General features: G+C 62.0%; 20 protein-coding genes. 9 read left to right on the plus strand and 11 right to left on the minus strand.

The annotated features are described in order from the left end of the window. Positions 1-20: 20 nt before the first annotated feature. On the minus strand, positions 21-617 hold the full coding sequence (gene tmpB, locus AC1D06_RS08015; RefSeq protein ID WP_477985836.1) for a (R)-1-hydroxy-2-trimethylaminoethylphosphonate oxygenase: 597 nt from the start codon (positions 615-617) through the stop codon (positions 21-23). After that, positions 614-1,777: a 2-trimethylaminoethylphosphonate dioxygenase gene (gene tmpA / locus AC1D06_RS08020; RefSeq protein ID WP_477875112.1), complete on the minus strand. Its 1,164-nt coding sequence runs from the start codon at positions 1,775-1,777 to the stop codon at positions 614-616. Before tmpA ends, tmpB begins: the two co-directional genes overlap by 4 nt. 93 nt (positions 1,778-1,870) lie before the next feature. Between tmpA and AC1D06_RS08025 the strand changes: the two genes are divergently transcribed. Both AC1D06_RS08025 and AC1D06_RS08030 read left to right on the plus strand, forming a co-directional pair. After that, positions 1,871-2,737, plus strand: a complete 867-nt coding sequence (locus AC1D06_RS08025; protein ID WP_477985837.1) for a LysR family transcriptional regulator — start codon at positions 1,871-1,873, stop codon at positions 2,735-2,737. A 281-nt stretch (positions 2,738-3,018) separates the two neighbouring features. After that, entirely contained in the window at positions 3,019-3,273 is a 255-nt protein-coding gene (locus AC1D06_RS08030; protein ID WP_477985838.1) for a sulfur globule protein precursor, read from the plus strand. A gap of 164 nt (positions 3,274-3,437) precedes the next feature. On the opposite strand, the gene AC1D06_RS08035 is transcribed toward AC1D06_RS08030, so the two are convergent. The 5 genes from AC1D06_RS08035 to AC1D06_RS08055 form a co-directional block, all read right to left on the minus strand. Then, complete coding sequence (locus AC1D06_RS08035) at positions 3,438-5,261, minus strand: ABC-F family ATP-binding cassette domain-containing protein (RefSeq protein WP_477985839.1); 1,824 nt, start codon at positions 5,259-5,261, stop codon at positions 3,438-3,440. A 2-nt stretch (positions 5,262-5,263) separates the two neighbouring features. After that, on the minus strand, positions 5,264-5,908 hold the full coding sequence (locus AC1D06_RS08040) for a thiamine diphosphokinase (RefSeq protein WP_477985840.1): 645 nt from the start codon (positions 5,906-5,908) through the stop codon (positions 5,264-5,266). 86 nt (positions 5,909-5,994) lie between these two features. Beyond that, positions 5,995-7,059: a 5-(carboxyamino)imidazole ribonucleotide synthase gene (locus AC1D06_RS08045; RefSeq protein ID WP_477985841.1), complete on the minus strand. Its 1,065-nt coding sequence runs from the start codon at positions 7,057-7,059 to the stop codon at positions 5,995-5,997. Beyond that, on the minus strand, positions 7,060-7,554 hold the full coding sequence (gene purE, locus AC1D06_RS08050; protein ID WP_477875100.1) for a 5-(carboxyamino)imidazole ribonucleotide mutase: 495 nt from the start codon (positions 7,552-7,554) through the stop codon (positions 7,060-7,062). It lies immediately after the preceding gene. Between the two features lie 13 nt (positions 7,555-7,567). Then, on the minus strand, positions 7,568-7,771 hold the full coding sequence (locus tag AC1D06_RS08055; RefSeq protein ID WP_477985842.1) for a YdcH family protein: 204 nt from the start codon (positions 7,769-7,771) through the stop codon (positions 7,568-7,570). A gap of 223 nt (positions 7,772-7,994) precedes the next feature. Here AC1D06_RS08055 and AC1D06_RS08060 point away from each other — a divergent pair, with 223 nt between their 5' ends. Next, positions 7,995-8,171 (plus strand): YdcH family protein, encoded by a 177-nt coding sequence (locus AC1D06_RS08060; RefSeq protein WP_477875096.1) that lies wholly within the window; start codon positions 7,995-7,997, stop codon positions 8,169-8,171. Between the two features lie 130 nt (positions 8,172-8,301). On the opposite strand, the gene AC1D06_RS08065 is transcribed toward AC1D06_RS08060, so the two are convergent. Together AC1D06_RS08065 and AC1D06_RS08070 are read right to left on the minus strand one after the other, a co-directional pair. Then, on the minus strand, positions 8,302-8,556 hold the full coding sequence (locus AC1D06_RS08065) for an ArsR/SmtB family transcription factor (RefSeq protein ID WP_477875094.1): 255 nt from the start codon (positions 8,554-8,556) through the stop codon (positions 8,302-8,304). Positions 8,557-8,741: 185 nt separating this feature from the next. After that, positions 8,742-9,521: a sulfite exporter TauE/SafE family protein gene (locus AC1D06_RS08070; protein ID WP_477985843.1), complete on the minus strand. Its 780-nt coding sequence runs from the start codon at positions 9,519-9,521 to the stop codon at positions 8,742-8,744. Between the two features lie 110 nt (positions 9,522-9,631). On the opposite strand from AC1D06_RS08070, the gene AC1D06_RS08075 reads away from it, so the two are divergent. The 3 genes from AC1D06_RS08075 (at position 9,632) to AC1D06_RS08085 (ending at position 12,465) form a co-directional block, all read left to right on the plus strand. Next, a complete protein-coding gene (locus AC1D06_RS08075; protein ID WP_477985844.1) occupies positions 9,632-10,285 on the plus strand; it encodes a thiamine phosphate synthase in 654 nt (217 codons plus the stop codon). 27 nt (positions 10,286-10,312) lie between these two features. Continuing rightward, entirely contained in the window at positions 10,313-11,440 is a 1,128-nt protein-coding gene (locus tag AC1D06_RS08080; RefSeq protein WP_477875088.1) for a tetratricopeptide repeat protein, read from the plus strand. A 224-nt stretch (positions 11,441-11,664) separates the two neighbouring features. Next, complete coding sequence (locus tag AC1D06_RS08085) at positions 11,665-12,465, plus strand: inositol monophosphatase family protein (RefSeq protein WP_477985845.1); 801 nt, start codon at positions 11,665-11,667, stop codon at positions 12,463-12,465. A 23-nt stretch (positions 12,466-12,488) separates the two neighbouring features. On the opposite strand, the gene AC1D06_RS08090 is transcribed toward AC1D06_RS08085, so the two are convergent. Next, positions 12,489-12,722, minus strand: a complete 234-nt coding sequence (locus AC1D06_RS08090) for a hypothetical protein (protein ID WP_477985846.1) — start codon at positions 12,720-12,722, stop codon at positions 12,489-12,491. A gap of 191 nt (positions 12,723-12,913) precedes the next feature. On the opposite strand from AC1D06_RS08090, the gene AC1D06_RS08095 reads away from it, so the two are divergent. The 3 genes from AC1D06_RS08095 (at position 12,914) to copD (ending at position 14,744) form a co-directional block, all read left to right on the plus strand. Beyond that, on the plus strand, positions 12,914-13,312 hold the full coding sequence (locus AC1D06_RS08095; RefSeq protein WP_477985847.1) for a hypothetical protein: 399 nt from the start codon (positions 12,914-12,916) through the stop codon (positions 13,310-13,312). 194 nt (positions 13,313-13,506) lie between these two features. After that, complete coding sequence (copC, locus tag AC1D06_RS08100) at positions 13,507-13,875, plus strand: copper homeostasis periplasmic binding protein CopC (RefSeq protein WP_477985848.1); 369 nt, start codon at positions 13,507-13,509, stop codon at positions 13,873-13,875. Positions 13,876-13,895: 20 nt separating this feature from the next. Next, entirely contained in the window at positions 13,896-14,744 is an 849-nt protein-coding gene (gene copD, locus AC1D06_RS08105; protein WP_477985855.1) for a copper homeostasis membrane protein CopD, read from the plus strand. A gap of 18 nt (positions 14,745-14,762) precedes the next feature. Here copD and AC1D06_RS08110 read toward each other — a convergent pair. Next, on the minus strand, positions 14,763-15,494 hold a 732-nt coding region (locus AC1D06_RS08110; protein ID WP_477985849.1), incomplete at its 5' end, for an ATP-binding cassette domain-containing protein.

Below are 15,494 nucleotides of genomic sequence, written 5' to 3' on the forward strand. Positions count from 1 at the left end.
GCGTGAACCCTGATCGTATCTCAGCGCGTCGAGCGCAAATTCGCATCGACGACCCGCTGGACCATCGGCGCATAGTGCGAAAATCCCGGCGTCACCATTCCGGCCACCTTGCCGGCATCATCGAGATACCGCACCTTGACGATGTCGCGGACATTGGGATGCGTTTCGAACGCCGCGACCTCGTCGGCATTCATCGGTCCGCCCTGCAGCTTCAACGAATGGATCGACGCGACCGACAATTGACCGAAATATGCGGGATCGGTGGCGCAGATATAGCGCTTGGCAGCAACGTGGTGGCGCACACAATCGGTGACGATGCTCGGGAAGAACTGTTCGAGGATATCCGCACCCGCTTCCTCGTGATGCTTGTCGTGCGTATCCTCCATCGAGAAGGTTCCGAACTCGCTGGTGAAATGGCCGATGTCATGGAGCAGCGTCGCCACGATGATCTCCTCGCTCTCGCCCTGCTGCTCGGCGAGATGGGCGCCTTGCAGCATGTGCTCGGCCATCGTCACCGGTTCTCCCAGATATTCCTCGCCGCCGCGGCGTTCGAAAATGTCGGCGAGAAATGCCACGATGGTGTTCGGCGAGAGATCGGCTCTGAGGGTCGCGCTCATTCCGCCGCCGCCTTCACTTGCATCCCGTCGGCCTCGGCTTCGATCGCAGCCAATGTCGAAAGCAGGCCGTCCTTGTCGGCGTAACAGCCCTGCAACCAGCGGGAGCCGGCACCGGAATAGCCCTTTCGAGCGTGCAACACGCGGGTATTGTCGACGATGAAGCTTTCGCCCGGCGAGAGCTTGAAGGACACTTCCATCGCGGGATCGCCGATGATTTCGCCCAGACGGCGATAGGCAGCATAATAATCCGCCATGTCTTCGAACGGCACATCGGTGATGGCAGCGGTGGAGCGGTTGTTGAAGCGGATGCCGATCAGTTCCCCGTCCGGCGCCAGTTCGAGCATCGGCCGGCGAGAACGGAGACAGACGCCGGAACTGCCAGCATATTCGTAGCGGGCACAATATCTGGTCAGCAGGTCGAAGCCGCGCGGATTCTCCTCGCGCAGGCGCTCTGCCGCGCGGAAGCCGTCGACCACCATGTTTTCGCCACCCTCGGCGGAATTCTCCAGGCAGTAGAGAATTTGCAGTGTCGGTACGGGATCGCGGTAGGGATTGTCGGTATGTGCCTGGAGGCCCAGGCCGGTATAGGCAAGATTGGTCGGATTGACCTCGGTGCGGACCTCGAAATACCTGCCGTAATTGGTCTCGCGCACATAGCCGAACAGGGCGGCGACGTCGAGCAGCGCTTCCGGCTTCGCCGGCCCGCCGTCGAGCTTGCCGAAACCATAGCGTCGAATGCCCGCCAGCCATTGCGCCAGGGCGTTGCGGTCGGCTGAAACGTCAGCGAAATCCGCAAGCGGCATGTTTGCGCCAAGTGACGCATCCCAAGTCTCGAGTTCGGGCGCGGTCCATCCCGGCCGGTGCGTCGGTTGATTGTCATAGGCCTTGCTCACCAGCCAGGCCGGATCGAAGGAAATGCTGCGGTTTTCCGGCTGGAAGGTCAGGTGCAGAGTTTCGCCTTCGATTTCCGCCTTGGAAACCACCGTGTTGGTCGGAATGTCCCCCAGCGTGATCAACCTTTGGCCGTTTCCCGGGGAGCGGGTCCGTTCATCCCAGGCATTGTCGCGCAGCCAGATCGAATGAAAGCGGTGACGCTTACCGTTCTCAAGCGTGATGGCCACGGCCCTTCCGTGATCGAGGATGTCAACATTGGTCAGCATCGGATTCCTCCAAGAGCGATTTCATCGACAATTCACCCGAAGTCARGCATAACCGCAATCAATGAATATGAGGAACAAGACGCCGTTTTTGTTATGACTGACAAACCGGAAAATCTGCCGCCGCTTGAATGGATACGGGTGTTCGAGGCGGCCGCTCGGCTCGGCAGCTTCACCGCTGCGGCCGAGGAACTCGGGCTGACCCAGGCCGCCGTGAGCCAAAGAATCCGCAATCTCGAACTGCGCATCGGCGCCCATCTGTTCGACCGCCAGGCGCGTGGCGTGTCGCTGTCGACGCAGGGCGAAGCGTGGCAGCCGCATGTCCAGGCCGCACTCAGCCAGCTTGCCCATTCGACGTCCAATCTGTTTGCCGCGCCGCGCCGCAAGGTCTCGATCGCCGCCTCCGGCTCGATCATCGAATTGTGGATCGCCCCGCGCCTGCCGGATATCGTCAAGGCGCTGCCGCATCTGCAGCTCTCCTTCGAAACGATCCAGCGCTTGCCGGACTATTCCCGCAGTGAAGCCGATCTCGAAATCCGTTTCGGCAACGGCACCTGGCCGGACATGAAGGGCGTGCGCCTCTACGCGGAGGAACTCGCACCCGTCGCCGCGCCGCACCTGCTCGAACAGGCGAACGGCGACTGGCGGAGCTTGCCGCGCATCGCTCTCTCCGGACCAAGGCACGGCTGGAGCGACTGGACCACGGCCCAGGGCGAGCTTCCTCCCCCCGTCCCCATGCTGCGGTTCGACACATTCGTGCAGGCGCTGAGGGCGGCTGAGGCCGGTGCAGGCGTGCTTCTCTCTTCCCTTCCGCTTTGCTCGGCGGCGATAGATGCCGGGCGGTTGGTTCGCCTCGGGCAGGAAAGCCTGCACATGGACGAGAGCTACTGGATCATCAGGTCCATCCATCGTCCGAGGTTCCGGGAGCTCGACACGCTCGTTGAGGTCCTGACTCTGCGGTAGAGGGCCAGCTTTGCAGGCTGTTGAACGACGGAGACGCGATGTCCGGCACCGGCCGATCGATCCTGCTGGCCTCAGTTTGTCTCACCCTCGAGCGAAATCCCACCCGGCCCAGTCGGATGGGATTTCTGGCGACAATATCGGAAATATCACGTCTTTCATCCGATGTTCCCCCGGAAACAGCGGCGCAGCAGGGGATGTGCGAAAAAGGTTTCAACGCTGGAGACGACCTCCAGACCCCAAGCGAAACGAAACCAAACCAAACGATCCCCAAGGAGAATATTATGAAGAAGCTCGTTCTCGGCGCTGTCGCCGCCCTCGTCGGCACCGTCGCTCTCACCTCTGGCGCCCAGGCCGGCGGCTTTGTGTGGCATAACCACGGCTGGCACCATGGTTGGCACCATGGCTTCTGGGGTGGCCCGCGCATCGTCATCCGCCCGGCTTACTACAACGACGACGACACCTGCTTCGTSAAGAAGGTCCGCGAATACGACGATTACGGCAATGTCTACGTCAAGCGCGTCCGCGTCTGCRACTGATCACTGCCCGGAATGCMCTGACTAYTCTTGACTACCCCTGGCCGCCCAYCCTCCCCTGCCCCGGCGGTCAGGTTCTGACTTCCTCCCCGTACTTGCCCGGTCCCCACAAGGACCGGGCTTTTTTTATTCATCTGCAGGCGGCGGGCAAGACACTTGCCAAGGCCTCAGCTCTCCAGCTCCTCCCGCAGCATTTCAAGCTCCAGCCATTCCTCTTCCATGCGGCCCAATTCCTCACGAGCTTTTTCGAGAGCCTTGGCCGTCTTCGAAAACCCATCCGGATCGCGGCTGAAGAATTGCGGATCGGCCATCCTCTTCTCGAAGCCGGCAATCTCCGCCTCCTTGGCGCCCATCTGCTTCGGCAGGTTGTCGATGGCGAATTTCTGCTTGAACGAGAGCTTGCTCTTCTGCACCTTCGACGGTTCGGCCGCGGCAGCCTCCGCTCGGGCAGCCGGCTTTTCCTTGTCCGCCCGCCGCTGCTCTTCCTGCTGGCCGCGCCGCTGTGCCAGCATGTCGCTATAGCCGCCGGCATATTCGATCCAGCGGCCGTCGGGGAATTCCGGATTGGCCGGCGCAATGGTCGAGGTCACGGTACGGTCGAGGAAATCGCGGTCATGGCTGACGAGGATCACCGTGCCCTGATAGCCCGCAACCACTTCCTGCAGCAGGTCCAGCGTCTCGATGTCGAGATCGTTGGTCGGCTCGTCGAGGATCAGCAGGTTGGACGGTTTCGCCAGGATGCGCGCCAGCATCAGCCGGGCGCGCTCGCCGCCCGAGAGATCGCGGATCGGCGTACGGGCCTGCTCCGGCTGGAACAGGAATTCCTTCATATAACCGGTGACATGCCGCTGCACGCCGTTGACCAGCAGGTTTTCGCCGCGTCCGTCGGTGAGATAGTGCGCCAGCGTGTCGTCGAGGTCGAGACCTTCGCGCCGCTGGTCGAGCATGGCGATTTCGAGATTGGTGCCGAGCTTGATCGTGCCGGAATCGGGTTCCAACTGCCCGGTCAGCACCTTGAGCAGCGTCGTCTTGCCGGCGCCGTTCGGCCCGACAAAGCCAATGCGATCGCCGCGATGCACGCGGATCGAAAACGGCGCGACGATCGTCCGCTCGCCATAGGCCTTGGTGATCTTTTCCGCCTCGATGACCAGCTTGCCGGATTCGCGCGCCTCGGCGACACCAGCCTCGACGCGGCCGAGCGCGCCCTTGTGCGAGCGATGCTGTTGGCGCATGTCCTGCAATTCGCCGAGCCGGCGCATATTGCGCTTGCGCCGTGCGGTGACGCCATAGCGCAGCCAATGCTCCTCGCGCTCGATCGCCTTGCCGAGCTTGTGCTGTTCGAGTTCTTCTTCGTCCAGCACGCGGTCGCGCCAGGCCTCGAAAGAACCAAAACCCTGGTCGAGCCGGCGGGCAAAGCCACGATCGAGCCAGACGGTGGCGGTCGACACCTTTTCGAGGAAGCGCCGGTCGTGCGAGATCAGGATCAGAGCACTCTTCGTCCGCGTCAGCTCGCCTTCCAGCCATTCGATCGTCGGCAGGTCGAGATGGTTGGTGGGCTCGTCGAGCAGCAATATATCCGGTTCCGGCGCCATGACCCGCGCCAGTGCCGCCCGCCGCGCTTCGCCACCCGAAAGACTTTCGGGGTCGCGATCGCCCGCGAGGCCGAGATGTTCGAGCAGATAAGTGACGCGATAAGGGTCGTCGGAAGGCCCGAGGCCGGCGGCGGCATAGGCTTCGACAGTGGCATAACCATCGAAATCGGGCGCCTGGTTGAGATAGCGCACGGTCGAGGCCGGATGGCGAAATACCTCGCCGCTCTGCGATTCCGCCAGGCCGGCGGCGATCTTCAATAGTGTCGACTTGCCGGAGCCGTTGCGGCCGACCAAGCAGATGCGCTCACCCGGCTCGACCTGCATGTCGACGCCGTTGAGCAGCGGCGCGCCGCCGAAGCTCAGATGGATATCGGTGAGTTTGAGGATCGGGGGGGCCAAACTTATACTCCGGTAAAATCATAGGGCCGCGCGAGCAGCATGGCGCGGCCGGCGCCGAGGCTGAGCGAAATCGCACCCTCGGCAACATTGGAAACGGTACGGCTCGAGCCGAACGGCAAGGCGAAATCGTCGAGCGGATAGCGCGCGTTGCCGATCGTCAGATCGGTGAGATCGGAAAAGCCGATGATCGAAAACAGGCTGCCGGCGGGCAGGTCGAAACTGAAGCAGCCGGCGATGACAGGATAAGCCTCCTCATCACCCGAGGTCAGCAACACATCGCGGCCCTGCTCGGCGAGCGAAAGCGCATGTACGAGATGGGCGAGCCCGTGGTCCGACCGCGTGCCGCCGAGCGCGCCAACCAGGATCAGCCGGTCCGCGCCGGCATCGAGTGCCGCCGCCACGGCCAGTTCGCCATCCGTCAGCGCTTTTTCAGCAGGATAGGATTCACGCTTGACGTGAGGGTGGCGCTCGATCAACTCGGGTGGCGTGGAATCGAAATCGCCAACCCACAAATCCGGCTCGACGCCCAGCACCTCGGCATGCGCCATCCCGCCATCGGCGGCGATGAAACGGGCATCGCGAAGCTGTCTGTCGAGGCGGTCCGTCCGCATCAGGCGGCCGCCGAGAAGAATGGCGAAATCTGTCATGCCCGCCGCTTTAGCTTATGTGGCGGGGTGGGGGAAGGGGATGGCGGGGTTTGTTAGGAACCTCCGTGTCCGCGGTGGGCCGTGCTTTACGACCGTCGCCCCGTCAGTCGCGTAAAATGCCCCATCTTCCGCCCCGGCCGCGCCTCCGCCTTGCCGTAAAGATGGATGAGCACCTCCCTCTCCTGCGCCAGCAAAGCCACGTCCTCGATCTCATCACCGATCAAGTTCTGCATGACGCAATCGCTATGCCGCGCCGGATGGCCGAGCGGCAGGTTGCCGACGGCGCGGATATGCTGCTCGAACTGCGAGATGACGCAGGCAGCCTCGGTCCAATGGCCGGAATTGTGCACGCGCGGCGCGATCTCATTGGCGATCAGCGTCTCGTTTTCGGTGACGAAGAATTCGATGCCCAGCACGCCGACATAGTCGAGTGCCGAGAGCAGCCTGAGTGCAGCGTCGCGCGCCTGCCCCGCAACGGCCGGACTGATCGCGGCCGGCAGGGTCGAGGTGAAGAGAATGCCGCTGCGGTGCACGTTTTCTGCCGGATCATAGCATTCGAGGCGTCCATCGAGCCCGCGCGCCGCGATCACTGAAATCTCGCGCGTGAACGGCACGAAACTTTCGAGGATCAGCGGCACGCCGCCGAGCCTGGCAAAAGCGCCCTCGGACGCATCGCCGGCACGAAAAACCATCTGGCCCTTGCCATCATAGCCGAGCCGGCGGGTTTTCAGCACGCCCACACCGCCGAATTCGGCCAGTGCGTTCTCCAGGTCCTCCTGGCTGTCGACAGCGCGAAAACCGGCCGTGACGATGCCGCAGGCATTGAGATATTGTTTTTCGGTCAGCCGGTCCTGCGCCACTTCCAATGCCTGCGGCGGCGGATAGACGGGCACCAGCTTTTCGAGATGGCGGGCGGCTTCCACCGGCACGTTCTCGAACTCGTAGGTCACGACGTCGCAACGCTGCGCAAGTTCGGCCAAGGCAGCCCGATCGTCATAGGCGGCGACGATCTGCGCATCGGCGAGCTGCGCCGCCGGGCAGTCCGCCTGCGGCTCGAGAATGACGGTGTGAAAGTTCAGCCGGCTGGCGGCCATGGCGAGCATGCGGCCCAGCTGACCGCCGCCGATAATGCCGATGGTGCGGGTTTTCATCTACTTATCCACAGGATGTTCAGCCACCGAGGCGGTCTGTTCCTCGCGCCAGGTGTCAAGACGCTCGGCCAGGTCGTCGTCGTAAAGCGCAAGCACGGCGGCGGCAAGAAGGGCCGCATTGACGGCGCCGGAACGGCCGATCGCCAGCGTACCCACGGGCACGCCGGCCGGCATCTGGACGATCGATAGCAGGCTATCCTGTCCCGAAAGCGCCTTGGATTGCACCGGCACGCCGAACACCGGCAGCGGCGTCATCGCCGCCGTCATGCCCGGCAGATGCGCGGCACCACCTGCGCCGGCAATGATCACCTTAAAACCTTCATCACGCGCCGACTTGGCAAAATTCACCAGCCGGTCGGGCGTACGGTGTGCCGAAATGATCCGCGCTTCATAAGGAATTTCAAGGGCGTCCAGCGTGTCTGCGGCATTTTTCATGGTCTCCCAGTCCGACTGGCTTCCCATGATGATGGCGACGGTGGGCTTGGAAATCGGCATTGCGGCCTTTCGTTCAGGCGATGATGTCGGGGATGATCTGGTCTTCGATTTGCGCCAGCTTGTCCTTCACTGAGAGCTTCTTCTTCTTCATCCGCTGAACCCTCAAGGCGTCGCAGCCGGTTGCGATCATGGCGTTGATCGCGACGTCATAGTCCTCGTGCTCCTGCCGCAGTCTCGCCGCATTCAGCCTCAGTTCAGCCTGCTCCTGGTCGGCCATAAAGTCCCTTCCCCACTCTCCTTCAGCCCGGGACATGGCGACATTCCCGGTATCTGCATCGTTTTGTCCCTATCACAATTCTGTCGGTAACGGGAAGTTTTCCTTTAGGGAGAAATCACCTTCGACAAATCGTCATTTACGTGTCACATTGGCACTGTTGCAGCCTGAAACATCCGGCGGGATGGATGGCCGGATGTGGGCAAGAACGGGAAGGAACCAGCCTATGTCACTTGAGGCTCATATCGAGACGCTTGAAAAGAAACATGGCGATCTTGAAGCAGAACTTCACACCGCAATGCTGCATCCCTCAACCGGCGACACGCAGATCGCGGAAATAAAGAGACAAAAGCTGAAAATCAAGGATGAAATCGAACGCCTGCGTTTGAACACGCGCCACTAGTTGAATACCCGCGCAAGGCCGCCGGATGGGCTTCCTGACGCTGAACGAGTAAAGATTTCACAGGAAGTCGAATCTGGCGGCCGACGCCGCAAACAGGGATAAATCCGGGGAGGAAACGAGGGCCAAGCCCTCAAGCCCAGAACTGATCCAACCAAAAACCTAGCTTTTGAAAACCCTGCGGGTTGATCGCATAGATTCGCCGTGTGCCTTGGGTTTCGACTTTGACCATCTGGCAATCGAGCAGCGCCTTCAGGTGCTGCGACACGGCCGGACGGCTGACGGGCAGAAGCGACGCCAGTTCATTGACTGTGCGCGGCGCCCGTCTCAGCTCTTCGAGCAGGAAGCGTCGGTTTGAATCCGAAATGGCCGTGAATGGATCGCTCATCGGCGACGAAGCTAAGCCAGAGTTTTTTCAAGGACAAGACTTTTTGTGCGTTGCACTTAAAAAATTTCGCAGCGCATGAAAACCAAGCCGGTCCGGAAAGTGTCCCGCGGTTTTTCGGCAAGAACCTGCTACAAAACAAAGGACTAAGCGGGGAATCGTTGGCAAGCCAACGATTCCCCGCTTAGTCACATCAGCGCCTTCGCCAGCGCCGCCGTGCCATCGTAGAACAATTTCGCCCCCGCCAATGCGCACATCAGGTACATGAACGGATAGAAGAAATCCGGCCGCATGCGCCGCACCATATAGGCGCCGGCAATCGTCGCCAGCGGCGCTAACGGAAAAAGCGTCGCTGAAATCTTCAGATTGCTGATGTCGAGCGTACCGAGCGCATAATAGGGAATGAGCTTGATGGCGTTGAGGATCGCGAAGAACCGGACCGCAGCGCCGGTATAGTCGCGCGGCGGCAATCTCAACGGCAGACCATAGACCTGGAACGGCGCACCGCCGGCATGGGCGACGAAGCTGCCATAACCCGACAGCGTGCTCCAGAAGCCGGCGCGCGCGATCGTATGCGGCCGCGGCGGCGCCTCGACCGCGCGGGCGAAATAGCGGTTATAGTAGAAGCGTGCGGTAAAACTCAGCGCCACGACACCGATGATGATTTCCATGGCGTAATGCGGCACCAAGGCCCAGGTGAGCCAGCCGAAGGCAATGCCCGCCAGTGCGCCCGGCAGCATGATCTTCAGCAGTTCGCCATTGTTGTTGTTCCGCCAGGTCCAGAGGGCGGCAGCGTCCATGACGATCAGGATCGGCAGCAGGATCGCCGCCGCCTGATCCGGCGGCACGACAAAGGAGAGCATCGGCACGCCGAGCAGACCCAGCGCATCGCCCATGCCACCCTTGCTCAAGCCGACGAGAACGACCGCCGGTATGGCGATGAAATAGAAGCTCGCGTCGATGTGCATGTTGATCGTTTGCTTTCGGGGAGTTAAGGCATGGAGAAACACGGCTGGGTCAGTGAAGGACTACAGCCGAACGCCTGATCTGCAAAGCAGGGAATCGAGACACATCATCCATGTCAACAGTTGAAAACCGCTGCCGCCTGGTTCTTGTCGCACCGGAGATCGCCGACCCCGCCGAGGCGGCACGCGTCATGGGCGACGCGCTCAAGGGCGGCGACGTCGCCTCGGTGATCGTGCCGCAATATGGCTTTGATGACAGCATCTTCCAGAAGATCGCCGAATCGCTGGTGCCGGTGATCCAGAAGGCAGGTGCTGCAGCACTGATCGCCGGCGACAGCCGGGTGGCCGGCCGGGCCAAGGCCGACGGCCTGCACATCGCCGGCGGCGTCGAGCCGCTGGCCGAGGCGATCGAAAAATTCACGCCGAAACTGATCGTCGGCGGCGGCAACGCCCAGGAACGCCACCGCGCACTCGAGATCGGCGAATTGCAGCCCGACTACATCTTCTTCGGCAAGCTCGACGGCGACATCAAGCCCGAGGCACATCCCAAGAATCTGGCACTTGCCGAATGGTGGGCGTCGATGGTCGAAATCCCCTGCATCGTCATGGGCGGCACCGATCCGGCCTCAGTGCTGGCGGTCGCCGAAATGGGGGCGGAGTTCGCCGCCCTTCGTCTGGCAGTCTTCGCCGAGCCGGAACGCGCCGCTACCATTATTCAGGAGGCGAATGCGCTGCTTGACCAAAAAGCGCCACGCTTTGGGGTTTAAAGCCGGATCATGGCAGGGCAGCGGATGATGAGACAGCGGGTAATTTGGGCGGTTTTCCTGGCCGCGCTCGTGCCTTTTGGCGCGCGCGCCGATTCGAACCTGGTCAAGGTGACGCCGGTCAAGCCGGTCAATGTCGACAAGCTCAAGCAGGAGAGTGACGAGATCGGCAAGAGCGATCGGCTGCTGCCCGATCCGGCGGCACAGCAGTCGGACGTCCTGACGCTACCGAGCATCGACGACGTCGAAAAGCCCTCGCAAGGCCTCAATGTGCTCGATCGTATGGGCGCCAATCTTCCGGACCTGCCGAAGGAGAAGACTTATTCCGGCAAGGTCGACGATGCCTTTGGCGCCTTTCAGCGCGGGCTCTATCTGACCGCCATGAACCTCGCGCTGCCGAAGGCGCAGCGTGGCGACGCGGCATCGCAGACGCTCGTGGCGGAATTGTTGGACGGCGGTCTCGGCGTGCGGCGCAACGAATCCGATGCGCTGTTCTGGTACGAGCAGGCCGCACGCGCCGGCGACCCCAATGCCCAATTCAAATATGCATTGATGCTGATGGAAGGCCGGTTGATCAAGCGCGACCGCAAGCTCGCCGACGAGATGATGCAGAAGGCGGCGGATGGCGGCAATGCCGAAGCCCAGTTCAACCTGGCCCAGCTCAAAGTCGCTCGAACACCGGGCGAAAAGGGCCTGATGGATGCCCTGCCCTATTACGAGAAATCCGCGACGCAGGGCATTCCGGATGCGCAATATGCGCTGTCGCAACTCTATGTCAGCCTGCCGGTGCCGAAGGAAAAGCAGGATTTGGCCCGCTACTGGCTCGAACAGGCCGCCGACCAGCGCTTCGACACCGCCATGTACGACATGGGCGTCTGGAACATCAACGGCATCGCTGGCGATCGCGACTACGATACCGGCTTTGTCTGGATGAAGCGCGCCGCCGACAATGGCAATATCGTGGCGATGAACAAGCTCGCCTATCTCTACATCAATGCCATCGGCACCCGGCCGGACCCGATCGAGGCGGCCAAATGGTATGTGCTGTCGCGTCGCGCCGGGCTCTCGGATCTCGGCCTTGAGGATTTTTATCTCGGCATCGAAGATGACCAGCAGCAGGAAGCGATCAAGCGCGCCGACGCCTTCCGAAAGCAATGACGCATATCGCCCAAAAGTGGCTTCCGGTTTTTGGGATAACGATATGTACGAAACAAAATGCTCGTCGCGCAAAGGTGGTTCCCGGTTTCGGGATAACGAAGCCGCTTGAAAATCACCGGCTTTTGTGGTCTTGAAGCGCTCAAACGTCACGCCGTCGATTTCATCCGGTGTAATATCCCATGCGGCCCCGTTCGGGGCCGCTTCGATTTTGAAGGAATTCCATCATGGCCCGTTCAGCGCTTTTGAATGTCATGGTCCAGGCGGCACTCAAGGCCGGCAAGTCGCTGGCACGCGATTTTGGCGAAGTGCAGAACCTGCAGGTGTCGCTCAAGGGACCCGGCGATTATGTCAGCCAGGCCGACCGCAAGGCGGAGAAGATCGTCCAGGAAGAACTGCTCAAGGCTCGTCCGACCTACGGCTTTGCCGGCGAGGAGAGCGAAGAGATCAAGGGCACCGACGGCGCGCATCGCTGGATCGTCGATCCGCTCGACGGCACGACCAATTTCCTGCACGGCATTCCGCAATTCGCCACGTCGATCGGCCTCGAGCGCAGCGGCGAAATCGTCGCCGGCGTCGTCTACAATCCGGCCACCGATGAACTCTTCACCGCCGAAAAGGGCGGCGGCGCCTTCGTCAACGACCGGCGCCTGCGCGTCTCGGCGCGCAAGAACCTGTCGGACGCGGTGATCGGCTGCGGCATCCCGCATCTCGGCCGTTCGATGCATGGCCGCTTCCTGGTCCAGCTCCGCCATGTGATGGGCGAAGTCGCCGCCATCAGAAGCTTCGGCTCCGCCTCGCTCGACCTCGCCTATGTCGCGGCCGGCCGGCAGGACGGTTTTTGGGAAGAAGGCCTGCAGCCATGGGACATCGCGGCCGGCATCATCCTGATCCGCGAAGCCGGCGGTTTTTCCAGCGATCWCTCCGGCGGCTCGGACATGTTCGGCAGCGGCACGTTCTGCGCTGGCAACGAGCACATCCATAAGGCTCTGCTCGACGTCGCCAATCGGCCGGTGCCGAAGCAGTAAGATGCTGCCGACGGCGAAAGCCGTCACATCATATTGAGGGCGCTGTCGTGGTGGTGCATGCAACCGCCATACATGTCGCCCTCGGTCGCTGTGGGCGCCAACATCTTTTTCTGGTTGACATCCGTCGACGACGACGTGGTCGTCTGGTCGATTTTCGGCGGGTTGGCGGATTTTTCGGTCTTGACGACCGCGTCTTCGGCGAATGCCGGCATGGCGAGAGCCGCGAGCAGGCCTGCAGCAAGCACTGTCCTTATCATCGGTATTCTCCTCATGATTCGATAGCGGGACGGATCCCGCCGCAATCAGGCGCCGATCGGCGCCAAAATGCCAGTCATATTTATGTGAGCATTCGCTGTTGGACGCCATGGTCCGTCGACGGCTGCGGCAATCGCATCAGATTGACAGCCCGACTTGGGCGGTGATAGGCCTCGGCAAACGGGACGGCCTCATGGCAAGAAGGACTTACAGGCTGGCGCTGGCTCTACGCCTCATCGCAGCATTGGCGCTGCTGATGATCGGTTTCGCGCACCAGCCGGTCGTCGCCAACCCGCTGGCGCTGCAATTCGCCGCCTACAGCCTGCCGGACGGCACGCTGCCGTTCTTCTGCCTCAACGATGACGGTTCGCAACCTGCCAAGGACAGCAAAAGCGCTGTTCATGATCATGGCTGCGATGCTTGCCGGCTTTCGGCCAGCGCGCTCATGCCGACGCCGCCCGATTTGAGCGGCCAGTCCTTCGATTTTTCTGCCGTTCGCCTGGTCATTGAAAAGGACTTTCAGCTCGCCCGGACGCTCTACCCGCCGAGCTTGGGGCCGCGCGCTCCACCGGACATTGTCGTCCTCGCCTGAGCGGCACTGCGAAATTCAGTCACGCCGCTGTCCAGGCCGTTGCGCGCCGTTGGGACGCTTTCCAAAACTCTGGAACACAGCCTTTTCTGCGCGGTTGCAGCCCCGTCTTTTCCGATTGCCATCCGCGCCGGCGCATTGCCGGCTGCCGAGCCTCAACACCGCGCGACAGACGTCGCATCTCAAAAGGTATTTCCATGTCTCGTTTTGCCAGGATCCTCACCCCCGTCGCCATCGCCACCGTCGCCATTGCCGGCCAGGCGTTTGCGCATGCGCATCTGGAATCCTCCGTCCCGGCCGACAAGGCGGTCGTCAAGACCGCTCCGACCGAACTCGATCTCACCTTTAGCGAAGAACTGAACCCGAAATTCACCGGCATCACGGTGACCGGGCCGGACCAGAAGGCCGTCAAGACCGGCGAGGCCATGCTGATGGATGATGACCAGATGCTGATGGTGCCCGTCTCGGACACGCTTACGCCCGGAATCTATACGGTCGAATGGCACGCGCTCTCCGCCGATGGCCACAAGAGCAAGGGCAAGTACAGCTTCACCGTCAAGCCGTGATCGCTCCCGAAACAGTTTTGGTGATCTGCCGCTTCGTCTTCGACGGAGCGGTGATCTTCCTGTGGGGCACCGCCGCCTATCTTTCGGCGGCTGTGCCCAGCCGACTTGCCAGCCAGATCGCGGCAAGACTGGCATCCGCACAGCGCGTCGCCGTGATGCTTGCCATCCTCGCTCTCACCCTGCTTCTGCCGGCGGAAAGCGCCATGATCGGCGATGGCTGGGACTCGCTCGAAATCTCCGACATGGTCGACGTCATGCTCGAGACCGGCATTGGCTGGGCTTGGATCGCCCAGGCGACCGGCACACCGCTTCTGCTGGGTCTGCTTGTCATTCTGCCTGCCCGCCGACAGGCCGCGATCGCTATCATCTCCGCCCTGCTTCTGGCAACGCTGTCGATCAGCGGCCATGCGGCGATGGATGACGGCTGGCTCGGCATTGCGCATCGCGCCAATCACATCCTGCATCTTCTCTCCGGCGGAGCCTGGCTGGGGGCGCTGGTTCCGGTTCTGATGATTCTTCGAAGACTATCCGAACCCGAAGCACGGCTGGCGCTGATGCGCTTCTCGACGCTGGGACATGGCGCCGTGGCGCTGGTGATCGTGACGGGCCTGATCAATACATATCTCATCGTCGGCAAGCCGCCGCTCGACTGGTCGTTTCCCTATCAAATGCTGCTATCGGCCAAGATCGTGCTCGCAGCCGCGATGACCATCCTCGCCATCGTCAATCGCTATATCTTCGTACCCCGGCTGGCGCGCGACCATGACCATGCAGTCGGGGCTATCCTGCGCGGTACCTTGGCGGAAATCGTCCTCGGGGTGATCGTGCTTGCCCTCGTCGCCTGGTTCGGCACGCTCGACCCGCGATAAGCTGCGCGTGCGAGAGCCTCACCGCACCATATGCAGCACGTTGTGCCGGTCGACGCCGAACTGCAGGCTGGCGAGGCGGGCATAGATGCCGCCCTTGGCGACAAGACTCTGATGCGTGCCTTCCTCGACCACCTGGCCCTGATCCATGACCAGGATACGGTCGGCCTTGAGCACGGTGGCAAGCCTGTGCGCGATGACGATCGTCGTGCGGCCGGCCATCAACCCGTCGAGCGCCGTCTGCACCAGGGTCTCGCTTTCGGCATCGAGCGCCGAGGTCGCCTCGTCGAGCAAAAGGATCGGCGCGTCCTTGAGAATGGCGCGGGCAATGGCGATCCGCTGCCGCTGGCCGCCGGAAAGCATGATGCCGCGCTCACCGACTTCGGTGTCAAAGCCTTTTTCCAGCCGAAGAATGAATTCTTCCGCATGCGCCGCCCGCGCCGCCGCCTCGACCTGAGCACGCGTTGCGCCCGGCGCGCCGAAGGCGATGTTGTCGTGGATGGTGGCGGCAAAGATCGTTACGTCCTGCGGCACGATAGCGATGCGACCGCGGATATCGGCCGGATCGGCGTCCCGCACGTCGACGCCATCGACCAGCACGCGGCCCGAAAGCGCATCGTAGTAGCGCAGGATGAGCGAGAAGATCGTGCTCTTGCCTGCACCCGACTGGCCGACGATTGCGACGCGCTCGCCCGGCCGGACGGCAAGATCGAGACCATTGAGCGCCACATTGCCTAGCCGGGTTGGATAGGC

Source organism: Rhizobium sp. P2_G2, assembly GCF_056403555.1.

What these genes read in the sequence shown, in the direction of transcription:
- AC1D06_RS08055 (WP_477985842.1), bottom strand. Translation starts at nt 7,771, where the DNA reads ATGGCCGACCAGGAGCAGGCTGAACTGAGGCTGAATGCGGCGAGACTG.
- AC1D06_RS08045 (WP_477985841.1), bottom strand. Translation starts at nt 7,059, where the DNA reads ATGAAAACCCGCACCATCGGCATTATCGGCGGCGGTCAGCTGGGCCGC.
- tmpB (WP_477985836.1), bottom strand. Translation starts at nt 617, where the DNA reads ATGAGCGCGACCCTCAGAGCCGATCTCTCGCCGAACACCATCGTGGCA.
- AC1D06_RS08040 (WP_477985840.1), bottom strand. Translation starts at nt 5,908, where the DNA reads ATGACAGATTTCGCCATTCTTCTCGGCGGCCGCCTGATGCGGACGGAC.
- copC (WP_477985848.1), top strand. Translation starts at nt 13,507, where the DNA reads ATGTCTCGTTTTGCCAGGATCCTCACCCCCGTCGCCATCGCCACCGTC.
- AC1D06_RS08060 (WP_477875096.1), top strand. Translation starts at nt 7,995, where the DNA reads ATGTCACTTGAGGCTCATATCGAGACGCTTGAAAAGAAACATGGCGAT.
- AC1D06_RS08025 (WP_477985837.1), top strand. Translation starts at nt 1,871, where the DNA reads ATGACTGACAAACCGGAAAATCTGCCGCCGCTTGAATGGATACGGGTG.
- AC1D06_RS08095 (WP_477985847.1), top strand. Translation starts at nt 12,914, where the DNA reads ATGGCAAGAAGGACTTACAGGCTGGCGCTGGCTCTACGCCTCATCGCA.
- AC1D06_RS08080 (WP_477875088.1), top strand. Translation starts at nt 10,313, where the DNA reads ATGAGACAGCGGGTAATTTGGGCGGTTTTCCTGGCCGCGCTCGTGCCT.
- AC1D06_RS08090 (WP_477985846.1), bottom strand. Translation starts at nt 12,722, where the DNA reads ATGATAAGGACAGTGCTTGCTGCAGGCCTGCTCGCGGCTCTCGCCATG.
- AC1D06_RS08065 (WP_477875094.1), bottom strand. Translation starts at nt 8,556, where the DNA reads ATGAGCGATCCATTCACGGCCATTTCGGATTCAAACCGACGCTTCCTG.
- AC1D06_RS08070 (WP_477985843.1), bottom strand. Translation starts at nt 9,521, where the DNA reads ATGCACATCGACGCGAGCTTCTATTTCATCGCCATACCGGCGGTCGTT.
- AC1D06_RS08075 (WP_477985844.1), top strand. Translation starts at nt 9,632, where the DNA reads ATGTCAACAGTTGAAAACCGCTGCCGCCTGGTTCTTGTCGCACCGGAG.
- purE (WP_477875100.1), bottom strand. Translation starts at nt 7,554, where the DNA reads ATGCCGATTTCCAAGCCCACCGTCGCCATCATCATGGGAAGCCAGTCG.
- tmpA (WP_477875112.1), bottom strand. Translation starts at nt 1,777, where the DNA reads ATGCTGACCAATGTTGACATCCTCGATCACGGAAGGGCCGTGGCCATC.